This is a genomic window from Deltaproteobacteria bacterium GWA2_45_12, from assembly GCA_001797365.1.
Taxonomy (GTDB): domain Bacteria; phylum UBA10199; class UBA10199; order UBA10199; family UBA10199; genus UBA10199.
This window is the reverse complement of sequence record MGPH01000066.1, coordinates 1-13235: the sequence shown is the minus strand read 5'-3', so window position 1 is coordinate 13235 and position 13235 is coordinate 1. Positions and strand designations below refer to the sequence as shown.

The window sequence follows — 13235 nt, the reverse complement described above, 5'->3', positions numbered from 1 at the left end:
GCGATGAATATTTCGTGGATACGAAAAAAAATCCTGAGCGGTGATTATTTATGGAGCATGCATGCCGATGTAGAAAGGCGCAATGATAACCTGGAAATTGCTGATGTGGAAAAAGCCCTTACTAAGGGCAAGATTTTAGAAACGTATCCTGAGGATCCTCGTGGCAAGTCAAGTCTGGTTTATGGGTACTCCAAAAACCAGGCCATTCACATTGTGTGTGGTAAAAATAAACAAGACAAGCTTGTGATTATAACCGTGTACAAGCCGACATTGCCCAAATGGAAAAATACAACGGAAAGGAATAAAAAATGAAAAACAATTATGGTGATTGTATGTATTGTGGAGGGCATATTCTGGAAAAACACGACAGGGTGGATTATCGTTATCATGGCCAGCTTTTTATTATGGAAAATGTTCCTACCGGGATATGCACCCAGTGCGGAGAAAAATTCCTGACTGCCAAAATTTCAAAAAAATTGGAAAAAGAAGCTTCCAAATGCCACAAACCTTCTAAAATGGTGGCCATTCCTGTTATTTCAATTGCCGCTTGAAAGGGGTCAGCCAAAAAGCCAAGGGGTCTCTGGTTGGATAGAATGAGTAAGTAACATGACTTTGCACCATGACTTTTTGCATGCACGCGGGCCTGGGATATGAAAGTTATCGGGGGGTGTTATTTCATCACTTCTTTCGCTTTTTCATTTAGCCAAATCTTAATAAGAGCTTGATAAGCGATGTCCATGTTTGCAGCTACCCGTTTTATTTTTGTGAGCAAAGGCAGAGGCAGGCGTAGTGAGATGGATTGTACGGGGGGCTCATAAATAGCATTAACCCGCGGGGCATTGTTTAAAAGGAAATCAAGGGGTCAAGTCTCTGGTTGGATAGAATGAGCAAGTAAATCACTCACAAAAATATTCCATTGTCATTGAATTCTATTTCATTATACTGTAGCTACAATGTTGTTTTCATGGGACGCTAAGAAGGCTGAATCAAATATCAAAAAACACCATGTCTCGTTCGAAATGGCACAAACTGTATTTGATGACCCTTTGCATTTGTCTGTTTTGGACAAAAAGTCAGGCGATCAGGAAAGATGGATCACCATGGGGCACACCCCTCATGGGAAAACCTTGATTGTGGTTCACACTTATATTGAAATTACCAACGGAGAAGAGTTGATCCGTATCATCTCAGCCCGTTTGGCAACACGAAGGGAAATTGAACAATATGAAAAAGGAATATGATTTTTCAAAGGGAGTGCGTGGCAAATTTTATCGTTCTCACAAAATTCAAAAAACAATTCGTTTGGATGAAGATGTATTAAAATTTTACCAAAAGATGTCCAAACGATGCGGTATTCCTTATCAAACCCTCATCAACTTAACCCTGAAGAAATTTGCAGCCGAAGACGGCCAACTTGTCATTCAGCCATAGCAAAGTAAAAGTCATGGTGCCAGGCACACGGGCAGGGGAATGAAAGTTATGGAGAATTATTATTTCATCACTTCTTTCGCTTTTTCATTCAGCCAAATCTTAATAAGAGCTTGATAAGCAATGTCCATGTTTGCAGCTACCCGTTTTATTTTTGTGAGTAAAGGCAGGGGCAGACGTAGTGAAATGGATTGCACGGGGGGCTCATAAATAGCATTAACCCGCGGGGCATTGTTTAAATCCAAAACATCAGTGGCATCATGGCTTGCCCAGTAATTGGCCACTTGGGCATCAGAAACTTTCTTTTTTTCTTTGGTTTTCATGCCATGTCCTTTCTTTTTGGCTCATTGGCCTTGCGCTGATAATGCGAAGGAGATTTTTTCTTAATGTAAAAGCAATAAATAACAGTTTTGCCGAAATAGTTTCTCCCAATGCAATGAATCTTTTTTCCTGTAGCGTACTATGTTTGGAATCCTCAAAAATAAAAGGATCCAGACCAAATATTTGTTCAGCTTCCTCGCAAGAAACCCCGTGTTTTAGAAAACTTTTATCGGTATTTCCTTTATCCCATTCAAAGCCATTATATATGAGATTCATATTCCAAAGGTATTCTAAAAATATATATACAATATATCAAGTTTTATTTTGTAGTATTTGTTCGGCCCCGGCGGATGGGGTCAGGCACGCGGCCAAGGGCTTGAAAATCATGGGTAGCAGAACAGAGTTGGGGGGTCGGGTCTTTACAATATTCAAGTTTTAAAATTTGCATGGGGAAAATCTTCCTCCGGATTAGCCTTTGGCTGATAAAGGGGGGGGATGAGAAAATAGTGTTGCAGTAGACATACAAAATGTATTACATTTCATAAGCAATGAAAGAGATACGCTGGGATTTGGAAAAAAGTAGGCAGCTCAAAGAAAAACGGGGAGTTTCTTTTGAGGAAATTATTCAGTCAAAAATGGTTGGAATTATGACTCATCCAATGAGAAAAAACCAGAAAGTCTTGCTATTTGAACATAAGAATTACATCTGGGTTGTCCCCTGTGTCATGCAGCGGGAAGAGATATTCCTAAAAACGCTTTTTCCAAGTCGGAAATATACAAAAATGTGGAAGGAGGGAAAATTAAATGGATAAAATAAAATTGAACAAATATGAAAAAAGCATTGAGATGGATTTAATCAAGGGGAAATACCGCCCAGCAACACCAGCTGAATTTTCAAGTATCGCCCAAGCAATAGCAAACAGAAAAAAAGACGCCCTGTTAAGTATAAGGGTTAATACTAACGATCTAGAACGGTTAAAGCAAAAAGCCAAAAAGCTGGGTATCGCTTATCAAACTTTTATCTCTGAAATCCTTCACCGTTTTGCCGCTTAATGAAGTCATGGTGCCAGGCACGCGACCAAGGGCTTGAAAATCATGGGCATCATGTCAAAAAATCAAAAAAGATTTTAGGCGCACCTGTAAATGTGAGACATTTTGTCAGATTTTAAATCAACATCACACTTAAAGGAGAAATATAATGAAGAAAATCAGTACATTTATGGCGGCGGTTTTTGTCGGTTATGGACTTAACGCCCATGCTTTTAACATTAACACAGGAAACTCCAATGCCAATCAAGGCATCAAGACTTCAAGCAAGGTGGCCGGGGCCAGCATTGAAGCTTCCATCAATGATAAAATCAAAAAGGAAAATTGTGCTTTCGCTGATTCAAAAACAGATAACAAAACCACCTGCGATCTGGATAAAATCATCAAATACCTTGTCGATTGGAAAAAGGGTCTGGAATCAACCATTGCCAATGATGTCGATGTCCATATCGAAGCCAGCGCTGATAAGAACGACCTGGCCTGGAAGCGTGTAAGCTTTGTGCAGGATAAAATGCGCGCCAAGCTTAGCTATTGGGATTGGTATACTCACAAAACAACAGCCAATGCCGATAAGATGAAAATTTGGGTCGATGTGAAAAATTAAGCCATTTTTTTTCTCGTTCCCATACCTTCAGGGTTATGGGAACGAGAAAAAATCCTCCCCTAACCATACCTCCCACATAAGTTTCAATATCCTTTAAAAACTCCTTGAACTTAAAAATAAAATTGCCTAGGTAGGCCAAAAGGTTTTAGGGGAAAGGTCAGGTCGAATTTTAGCTTCTTTTTATTATTCCAACATTATTTAATGAGGTGAATTTTTATGATTTCAGAGATTTCTTTACCTGGGTTTGCATTATGGGATTGGCCCCTTCCTCAAGAAGGGCAAGAAGAGCTTACTTTGGATGGTATTCTTGACCAATGGATGGAAATGCATTCTCCTGTTGGAGATAATGGATCCCGTAGAAGGGAAAATGGAGATGGGATTGAAGGTACCATTGCCGAAGACACCGGTTCAGTAAGAAGAAGAGAAGAAGAAAGAATAAAAGAAGAAAAAGAAAAAGCCAGGAGAAACACGGGGCGAACCATTGCGGACGTTGGAGATGTATCGGTCTATGACCTGGCCCCAAATTTTTCTAGTGATGTTTTAGTTCCCATGGAACCAGCTTCTCCCTTACCTTCTCCATCCAAAATAGGCAGCACTCCCTTACATGGCCCAAGTCGTGGCGCCCATTTGGCGCGACATGGGCTTTTTATTGGTCGGCCAGTGTCTTGGAGATCTTCCTTGGCCTTTTCCTCCGCCCGCACTTTTCTGGCGCGAAGATAAGATGTAAAATCCTAAGCCAACAGGAGTGTTTTATGGGCATCGGAAATACAGGCCAAGCCACAAGTCAACTCTATGATTCCTTTCTTTCCGATGGAAGCTTTGGGCGTGAACAAATTCAGCCCCCAACGGATGGGGATGAGGGAAAACGTTTGGCGCTTCAACAATTACTGGAAAGAAACGAAGCCACCGTTCGAAGACGTTTTCGGGTTTTAGGGCTATCCAATGGGGTTGGATTTGATCAATATCGCCAATCCCTTGGTGTTCTCCCCCTAGCTCTGCGTCAATATCAAAGGTTCTGTGAAGATTATGAAGCCATTATTCCCTGGTATCTAAAAGAAACCAGCACCAAGTGGGATGATTCGGGTGTGCGACAAACTGTTTCAAGATTACTGGGTACCTTGGATGAAGTTCTAGGGCCCGAACATGAATACTGGTTAGATCAGCGCCAGGATTTGAGGGCTTTGGTCTTAAAAGAAGAAGTTCCTCAGGACGTTCTTACGGATGCCCTCGAAAAAAGAAACTTTCTTCGCAACGCTTTGGGCGTTTCTGAAGACAGCTTGGAATCTGAAACAAAAAAAATTGGATTAGCCCTGGCAAAAAAGAAATTCTCTTTAAAACCTGCTGATTGGTGGCAATCTTTTCTTAAGTTGCAACAAGACATCATGACGGGGGATGAAGAGCTTTTAAATGCTTTCATGCGTTTTGTGGATGTGCTCCCTGAAATTCAGGATGACCCCGATCTTATTTTTGGGCATCTTCGGGAATATTTTACTCGAGAACAAATTTCAAAATTGGAAAAATTACTTCCTGTTGCGCCAGGATCATCTAAAACCGGTATCCTGAAATACTTAATTACAAAGGTCACAAGAAAATTTGTTGCCACCTCTTTGGAGGCCGCTGCGCAAGAAGGTTATGCCGGCTCCATCGAGGCAGGCATAGTGAGAGGGGCCGTCACTATAATGGCCAAGCAATTTATCGCTGGGGCCACAGGCCCAGAAGCTCTCCCGCGCATGCGGCAAATGGCCAAGGAAGGGCAGGGGATCATTGCTGATATTTTAGGAGAAGCCACAACAAACGAAGAAGAAGCCCAGAAATATCTCCAAACCTACCTTGATTTGATCGACACCATGGCCGCGGATAAAAAATTGATCGCGGCTTCACGCCAACAACAAGAAATTGAATATTCTCATCCTGTTTTTGCCGCCAAAAACCAGTACGATTTTGAAATTTCGTTGAAACTCTCCTCCCTTTATTCGCAATGGAAACCTGAAGACCCCGAAGGTACGGCATCCGCTGTAAAAGAACGTCTTTGCTTGGTTTTAGATAAAATTCAGGCCCACGAAGACAAGGGCATCAAAGTCGGTTTAACCATTGATTTGGAGCAGTTTGAATACCGCGATCTCACCTACAAAATTCTCAAAGAAGTGTTGATGGAAGATGAATACAAGCAAATGGAGAACGTGGGTGTGGTGGTGCAAGGATATTTAAAGGATGCAGAAGCCATCATCAATGATTTGGCGAGTTGGTCCAAAGCACGTAGGGCAGCCGGGGGTGGGGAGAGCATCCTCATCCGTTTGGTAAAGGGAGCTTATTGGGATTATGAAGAAATGCAAGCCTCCCAACGCGGTTTACCACACTCGGTTTTCCCCAAAAAACAGATGAGTGATGCCAATTTTGAACGGCTTATCGATGTGTTGTATAACAAAGCGGGTTCCCTCCGGGCCGCTATTGGCTCCCACAATGTTCGTTCTCTTTCCTATGCCATTGCCCATGCACGCGCACGAGGTGTGGCGACTGAACTTCAGGAGCTCTTTGGTTTAAACGATCCACAGGTCCGACGGAATCTGGTTCGTGAAAAAATCCGTCATCGTATTTACACACCGGTGGGAAGCTTGTTTACCGGCATGGCTTATTTGGCCCGCCGCATTTTGGAAAATGCCTCTCAACAATCATTTTTAAACATGAGCCGCCAGGGCGTTGACTTCGACACCCTTATGCAAAATCCACGTACGCCCAATCTGTGGCATGGCCATAGGGATAGGGTGGCTCATCCTGAACAAGTCACTTCACTTGCCGATCCTTTTGTCAATGAACCCCTCACCGATTTTTCGCGTGAAGAAGAATTAGAAAAAATAAAACGGGCCTTGGCCGAGTACCAACCCATTCACCTAGATGGTGCAAACCAACGGATGCTTGTTACCAACCCTTCCAATCCCGATGAAGTTTTGGGAAGTGTTTCCAAGGGAAATCCGGAAGATGCCAATCACGCTGTAAGCCTGGCCAAGCAACATGCTAAAAGCTGGGAAAAAGTGGATGTAGAAACAAGAGCGATGGCACTTCTGAAGAGCGCTGCTCTCATGCGACAACAAAAAGCGGAGCTTACGGCCCTTATCATGCTTGAATCCGGCAAAATCGTGCGTGAAGCCGATGCCGATGTGGCTGAGGCCATTGACTTTTTGGAGTATTACGCTCGTGAAGCGGTCAAGCTCACCAATGAAAATCCCGCTCTTATCAAACCCCGTGGGGTCACTGCCGTGATTGCCCCCTGGAATTTCCCGCTCGCCATTTTGACCGGTATGGTGGCCGCCGCCCTGGTTACAGGAAACACGGTGGTCATGAAACCTGCAGAACAAACACCCCTGATCGGGGCTCTCTTAAACGATATTCTTCGTAAGGGCGGTGTTCCTGCCGGAGCCATCAATTATGTTTCAGGGGACGGGGTTGTAGGGAAGGCCTTGGTCCAAAACCCTGACGTCAAATCCGTGGTCTTCACCGGTTCCTTTGATGTTGGCTACAACAAAATTTATGCCGAAGCCATGCCACGCGGCGTGAATGTGATTGCCGAAATGGGTGGAAAAAATACCATGATCATCGACCGCGACGCGCATCCCGATGATGTGGTGAAATATATTCTTCAATCCAAGTTTGGCTTCTCCGGACAAAAATGTTCGGCGCTCGACCGGCTTATTTTTGTGGGGGATGAAGACCATGTTCGCAAGCAGATTGAGCGTTTGATCAAGGCGGCGCGGGATTTAAAATTTGGGGATGTGCGTGATTTTGGAAATGCTTCAGGCCCCGTTATCGACAAAGAAGCCCATGATCGTTTGATGGCGTTGATTGGGCGGGTTGTGAAGGAGAATCAGGGAGTGTTGTTGTTGGATGGTAGAAATATCGCTTCGACTCCGCTCAGCGACCGGTCCCTGAGCGTAGTCGAAGGGCGGTCGAGTCCTGCGGTGGGTCAAAAATCCGGCCATTTCATCAACCCTACCATTTTTGAAATTCCTCCCGAACAATGGTGCAGCGAAATCTTTCAGGATGAAAATTTCGGACCGGTTCTGGCCCTCACCCGTGTGGACACTTTGGAAGAAGCCATGATTTTGGCTCAGCTTTCCAAGTATGGGCTTACCGGTGGAATTATCACCCGGTCGCCAAGTGCTGAAGAATTAGCCGAGGGCAAATGGATTCGCGTCGGCAATTTGTACATCAATCGCAATATTACGGGAGCCATTGTAGGACGGCATGATTTTGGTGGAATCAATCTTTCCGGCATTGCCGGTTCCAAGGCAGGGGGACCCCATTATTTAAAACAATTTGTCACCATGGAAAGCACGCAAGAACTTGAATTGAAAAATTTTGCCGGGGATATGAGTGCGCAAAATGTTTTTAGAAGAGTTGCCAAACGTGCAGAAGCCCGTATGGCAAACCCTGAAATTCGTCAGCCCGATATTTTGGGTGAAGAAAACCGGCTTATTTATGGCGCCCGTGGCCATGGGTGGATCGTTTTTGGAAAAAATTCGAGTTTGGCCGAAGTAAGCGCCCTTTTAGGTATGGCCCTGGCCGCAGGCAACGATGTAACGGTGTCTTATTCGTCAGACCATTCCGACCCGTCAGACAGGTCCGACAAGTCTGACATCGTCAGACTTAAGAGTTTGGTTGCTTCCACCAACAGTGGACAAAATATCCGCTTTGTTCCCCACCCTGAAAACGATGAAGCCTTAACTGAAATGGCCAGCTCGCACAATGTGCGTTGGATTGGCTTTGCCAATAAAAAAGATGCAGACGCCCGCATTCTTAAAGCCTCAACGGTCATGGCCCCAGGCCAGAATTTCATCCGCAACATCATTAATCCCCACGATATTTTTGCCGAGGAGGAAATTGTATTCCAAAGCCTTACCGAGCACCGCCTCATCAGTAAAAATACGGCTCGGCATGGGTTTGTGGCGAAAAAATCCCCCTTACGTCCCCCTTTATTAAAGGGGGAAAGAGGGGGATTTAATACGAAACATTTTGATCCCTCTGCCGAAGCTAGAAAAAAGCTACCTCTAGCTCCCAGCCCCCTGTTTGATAAAGCCGGAATAGCCGTTCTTGAGACTGGGTGCGATTTTGAAGAATTTGGAAGTGAGATGGGGGCGATAGGTAAGGGCGCATCTCGTGTTCGCTCTCAGGGCATCGTTCCCGTTAATGGGCGAACACGAGATGCGCCCGTACAGCCCGTACGACCCGCACCGATGTTTCGATCCGGGAGAATGTCTTTATTCGGGCGTGGAGTGATGGGGCAGGGGTTTAAAACAATGTTTAGAGTGGGAAGATAGAAGAAGAAAGTAAAATGACTGACGGCACAAATCCAACACCTAGAATTTATTCTACCGACTGGGAAGCTTATTTAGACGCTCTTCAAGCGGCTCAAAGTGGAAATGTATCAAACGGAAGTCCCCTTCAATGGCAAGTCTCTGATGAAACACGTTACACCTTAGTACCTGAAGACTTACGTCCCGCTCCTGAACAGCCGACTTTATTGACCTCTAGACCACACCCCGTACGTCTTTACGAATCTTTTGGCCCTCCCGATGGTCCTCGATTTGGACTCCGTTTAAAGCCCAGAGAAACATTAAGTACCCACGATACCCAAGAAGAAACCCCGGCCCAAGTTTTGGCCCGGATAAAAGCACGCATTGATGCCGCTATTGCAGACGGCCCTATTTCGGTGGCTGATCGCGAAAGATTATTTCCCTTGGCTGAAAAAATGGCCGTCGGAGAACTGGGGCTTTATTTGTTGCGCCATGGAGGGTTGGATGGACATTTCTCAGATTACCGTTTTAATCCCGAAGTTTTGGCTCGCGCGCCAAATGAAACAGATCTTGATCACGAAATTTTGCACCGACTTCCCTTAAATGTAGGAACCCTCAAACGATTTGAGGTTTTTAATAGAGTGTTAACGAAAACCATTCGTAGGGGCGGTTCGCGAACCGCCCTTACCGATGGGAGAAAAGACCAACTGGATGTTCTTACGGTCATTGATGTTCCCAGCGGCTATGCGCGGGGAATCATTGGTGTAGGGGCGCGGCATCCTCCAGAGGCGGACCAGCCTCAGGCTGGAGCAACGTCCGTACAAGGCATTCAATTTCTCGCCATCGACCGCGATGCAGCGTCTCTTGCTGGCGCTAGCCAACTTGCCCGTTCTCAAGGCGTTCCTCTTCGTACTTTGTGGCGTGATGCTTTCAAACTGAACATGCATGAAGAAGCCGATGTCCTTACCAGCCATGGGCTTACCCCTTATTTAAATGACGATGAGGTGCTTCGATTTTATCGGCAATGTTATCGTGCCCTTAAAATTGGGGGAAGTTTTGTGGTCAGCCAGATTACTCCCCATCATGAATGGAATGATATTTCTAATGATGATTTAAGCTTGCAGATTGATATCTATCAGCACTTGGCCCGGATCCGTTTTTCATTTCATCGCACCAAGGAACAAACCATCGAACTTCTTGTCCGTGCCGGTTTTAGTAAAGACGATATACAGGTGCATGATGAAGGCCACGGCATGTTCCCCACTTTTGAGGCTACAAAAAAATCTCCTGAAACAAGATTTTCCTCTTGGCTTGATAGCGCGGTAGTCTCTTCTGATGGTACTCGTTCCGTCCACGCCTCTTTTAAGGCCCGGTATGAATGGCACAAAGTAGAAAATAAGGATCGATATGTTTTGACAAATTCAGGCATTCACACTTGGGATGATTTGGCCGATTATATTCACACGGCCCTTCAAGCAAACCCAAGTATTTATGAGTTTGTCATCGATGCCTACCAAATGGATTTTTTTGAACCACCACAATCCTTTTGGAAAGAAATGCTACACGCAGTGGAACAACATCCAAACAAACAAGTGGTTCTTGTGATTAAAGGCAACACTCTTGAACCTCCACGAGTCATTCAATGGCACAGGGGGTTTCTTGGAGATGGCAAACTTGTCCAGTCAGGTCTAAATCTTTCCAGAATTGACAACACTATTTTTACACACGATTCATTGCGTCATGAAGCAGATCCGGCTTCAGCTTCATTTTGGAAAAGTGATCGAGTCCGCGGTGTCATTGAGGGGTATTTAATTGATCATCCGGAAATGAAAAAACTCTATGAAGCCATGAGGGATATTCATGCAGACATCGTAGGGGCGCCGCTTGCTGCGCCCACACACCTAGGCAAATATCTCACCCGTATTCTAGAACGTGCCCGGCCCGATCTTGTTGAATCAGACCAGCGCACTCACATTATTCCCCTGATTTATCAACTGCAAAAAGATCTGGTCGCATTAATCAAATCAGAACAGCGTAAGCTTAACCAAGGAAGGCCCCTTCCTGCCGCTTATGCTTATTACGACCCTGTTTCATGCTGGTTACGAGCCCATCCTGCTGACCGAAGTTCTGAAAACCAGGCCGTGTCCATTGGTGGAGGTGCCATGAATGCCCGTTGGGCGCATCAACGTCGTCTGATGGATTGTGGGTATGATGCTCAACAGGAAACGGGCCTTCAGCTTGATTTTGGCATGACAACCTTCACCTCTGCCGATGAGCTGGTGTGGGAAATGAGGGAATTAGGGACAAATCGTGTGGCCAATTTTTATGAGACAACCCCCCTAAATCCACAAGGGGAAAATGCCGGACGTGACATTGATTATTTACCTAACCGAATGCGTAACGGTTACTTAAGGAGATATCGGCCCAACATCATTTTTTTAAATCAGAAAGCCAAAGAACTTGTGGAACTTTTTAAAGATGAGGAATTCTTGAGCCTTTTTGACTTGAAGGGAAAACCATCAGAAACAGGAGTGTCGAAGCCCTATTGTCCCGTCCTTGTCATGCCAGCCAAAGCCTTTGACGGAGCCGGGAGCATTCCCTACTTGGAAATTTATTGTGATTTGGTTCGAAGGGGAAAAAAGGAATTGGCCGATCGTATTCTCGTTGAGGGGGGGTTTTTCAACGCAAAGGATATGCTATCGGGAAGAAAAACTTACATGACTATAGCCGGTGGATCGGCAGAAGCCTTGGAAGAATACCGAAAGCTTATGTCTCCCCATCGCATGAACAATGGACGTGCCGATTGGGAAGTGATGGAAATCGAATTTATTCAGAGTGTTGAAGTGGCTGCTTTGCTCATGGGAGGTGGGGCTGGTAAAAATTATGAAATTTATGGCCTGGCCAGTGAATTTCAGGATCGCATTCTTGATCTAAGTGACATTGATTATACCAATCCGGCTGTCTTAAGCCGTCTTGAAGCCGAGTTAGTCAAGGCAACCAACGATATTTTACCGGCTATTGAAGAAGACATGGCCCGGCTTTTCACCCACTACAACCTCGGTTTTTCTGCCGATCATTTAAGGTCCCCCAAAGGTCTTTTCAGAGATGTCGAAAACTGTGCGCCCCCACACCTTGTTGAACTTGGAGAAATTCGTGATGAATGGAAAATACTGGCCGCAATGGGGGAATGCGACAAATTTCATGCGGGACTTACCAAGCTCGTGCGGCGTATTGAGAAGGGAAGGGATCCGGATGGTCTTCATGACGGTCTGGGAGATGGAACCCGTAATGCACGGGATGGATACATTGACAGTGTTCTTTGGAAAGCCTTTTCCCATGCCCGAAGCCAGCAATGGATAGAAGAAGGTGTCAGCTTTGATGAATTTCGGGATGGTATCAAAGCTTGGACGGGAAAAGAGGCGCAAGAAGGGCGCAATGCCATTGAGCCTTTGATTGCTTTGGCCGATCAAAACCGGATTCCTCTTCATCCATTAACGTATAAAGCCTGGAATTATTATCACAGGGGCAGCACCAAAAAACCTTACTCCGAACCCATAAGATCAGATCGACCTTTGACAGCCGATGATGCCCTCTTGTGGGGATTGGATAAAGGGTTTCTCAAAAAAATGGCGCATTTTGTCATTGCACAGAGTTCAAATGTTGATGAATGGCTTACCCATTATGAGCTTGGAAACAGACCTGAGTATTCCATCCAAAAATTTCTTTTTGTAGGGCTGAACCAACTTCATGGGGCATTGGAGACTTTTAATGCCCAAACAGGTTATTACCCCGAAGTCGATCGTCTTTTTAAGGTAATGCAAGAGCGTGTGGCCGCCCTTTGTGAATTACTCGGTCCAACACGAAACCATGAGGAAGAACATCTTGTTTTTGCCATCAGACGTTTTGCAAAAATGCTTCATAAAGCCAAATTGATGTTCACCTCGCCTCCTCATTCAACAAAAATACTCATTGTTAAAATGCGCGAAGTCACCAAGAGGCTTTTTGATGTGGAGCTTACTTTGGACCAAGAGCTACGGAAAAAACAGGGGCGCAATGGAAATGGTCGTGCCAGTGATCCCAATGCAAGCATGGAACAAGTGATTTCAGGTTCGTCATTGGCCAGAAGGCTTGGTGATTCTGCTGCGGAAGGAGGGAACAGAGTTCAAACTTTGGTTGCTGCTGGGGCACAGGGCCATCAGCAAGATAGCTCTGGCCAACATAGAGCCAGCCTTAATGGAATTTTGGCCGGCGATTCTGTTTCCCCCACGGGTGAAGCCTATGATTTGCGGGCGCAGTATGAGTTTAGATCGAATCCTATCCCTGTCAGGGCGCAGCATCCTCCAGAGGCGGACCAGCCTCAGGCTGGAGCAGCGCCCCTACGGGGACAGTTTCGCACGCCTCACCGTGCCCCCTTGCAAAACTACCGTTTTTCCATGCGCCCCCCCCCATTTTCCCTTCGCGGTCCCAGTTCTTTCAGGCCAACAAGGCCCTTTTTCAGGCCCTTATAAAATGACACTAGTGTCCGGTTAACTTAAACCGGATTCGTT

The 13235-nt window shown here is 45.4% G+C and carries 12 protein-coding genes; 10 read left to right on the top strand and 2 right to left on the bottom strand.

Annotated features, from left to right (window positions below; genetic code table 11):
* Positions 1–3 precede the first annotated feature (3 nt).
* The 4 genes from A2048_07100 to A2048_07085 all read left to right on the top strand — a co-directional run bounded on the left by A2048_07100 (position 4) and on the right by A2048_07085 (position 1431).
* A complete protein-coding gene (locus tag A2048_07100) occupies positions 4–312 on the top strand; it encodes a hypothetical protein (protein OGP07287.1) in 309 nt (102 codons plus the stop codon).
* Complete coding sequence (locus A2048_07095) at positions 309–551, top strand: hypothetical protein (GenBank protein ID OGP07286.1); 243 nt, start codon at positions 309–311, stop codon at positions 549–551. The genes A2048_07100 and A2048_07095 overlap by 4 nt, the downstream gene beginning before the upstream one ends.
* Before the next feature lie 402 nt (positions 552–953).
* Positions 954–1241, top strand: coding sequence for a hypothetical protein (locus tag A2048_07090; protein ID OGP07285.1), 288 nt, complete (start codon positions 954–956; stop codon positions 1239–1241).
* Positions 1225–1431, top strand: a complete 207-nt coding sequence (locus A2048_07085; protein ID OGP07284.1) for a hypothetical protein — start codon at positions 1225–1227, stop codon at positions 1429–1431. The genes A2048_07090 and A2048_07085 overlap by 17 nt, the downstream gene beginning before the upstream one ends.
* Positions 1432–1490: 59 nt before the next feature.
* On the opposite strand, the gene A2048_07080 is transcribed toward A2048_07085, so the two are convergent.
* Complete coding sequence (locus tag A2048_07080; GenBank protein OGP07283.1) at positions 1491–1751, bottom strand: hypothetical protein; 261 nt, start codon at positions 1749–1751, stop codon at positions 1491–1493.
* Positions 1720–2025, bottom strand: coding sequence for a hypothetical protein (locus A2048_07075; protein OGP07282.1), 306 nt, complete (start codon positions 2023–2025; stop codon positions 1720–1722). Before A2048_07075 ends, A2048_07080 begins: the two co-directional genes overlap by 32 nt.
* A 272-nt stretch (positions 2026–2297) precedes the next feature.
* On the opposite strand from A2048_07075, the gene A2048_07070 reads away from it, so the two are divergent.
* The 6 genes from A2048_07070 (at position 2298) to A2048_07045 (ending at position 13196) form a co-directional block, all read left to right on the top strand.
* The gene (locus A2048_07070; GenBank protein ID OGP07281.1) at positions 2298–2561 is read left to right on the top strand and encodes a hypothetical protein; all 264 of its coding nucleotides are present in this window, start codon (positions 2298–2300) and stop codon (positions 2559–2561) included.
* Positions 2554–2802 carry a hypothetical protein gene (locus tag A2048_07065; GenBank protein OGP07280.1) on the top strand — a complete coding sequence of 83 codons (249 nt, stop codon included), beginning with the start codon at positions 2554–2556 and terminating at the stop codon, positions 2800–2802. The genes A2048_07070 and A2048_07065 overlap by 8 nt, the downstream gene beginning before the upstream one ends.
* Before the next feature lie 145 nt (positions 2803–2947).
* Positions 2948–3400, top strand: coding sequence for a hypothetical protein (locus tag A2048_07060; GenBank protein OGP07279.1), 453 nt, complete (start codon positions 2948–2950; stop codon positions 3398–3400).
* A gap of 216 nt (positions 3401–3616) precedes the next feature.
* Entirely contained in the window at positions 3617–4120 is a 504-nt protein-coding gene (locus tag A2048_07055; protein ID OGP07278.1) for a hypothetical protein, read from the top strand.
* A gap of 32 nt (positions 4121–4152) precedes the next feature.
* Positions 4153–8712, top strand: a complete 4560-nt coding sequence (locus tag A2048_07050) for a hypothetical protein (GenBank protein ID OGP07277.1) — start codon at positions 4153–4155, stop codon at positions 8710–8712.
* A 14-nt stretch (positions 8713–8726) separates the two neighbouring features.
* On the top strand, positions 8727–13196 hold the full coding sequence (locus A2048_07045) for a hypothetical protein (protein OGP07276.1): 4470 nt from the start codon (positions 8727–8729) through the stop codon (positions 13194–13196).
* Positions 13197–13235 lie beyond the last annotated feature (39 nt).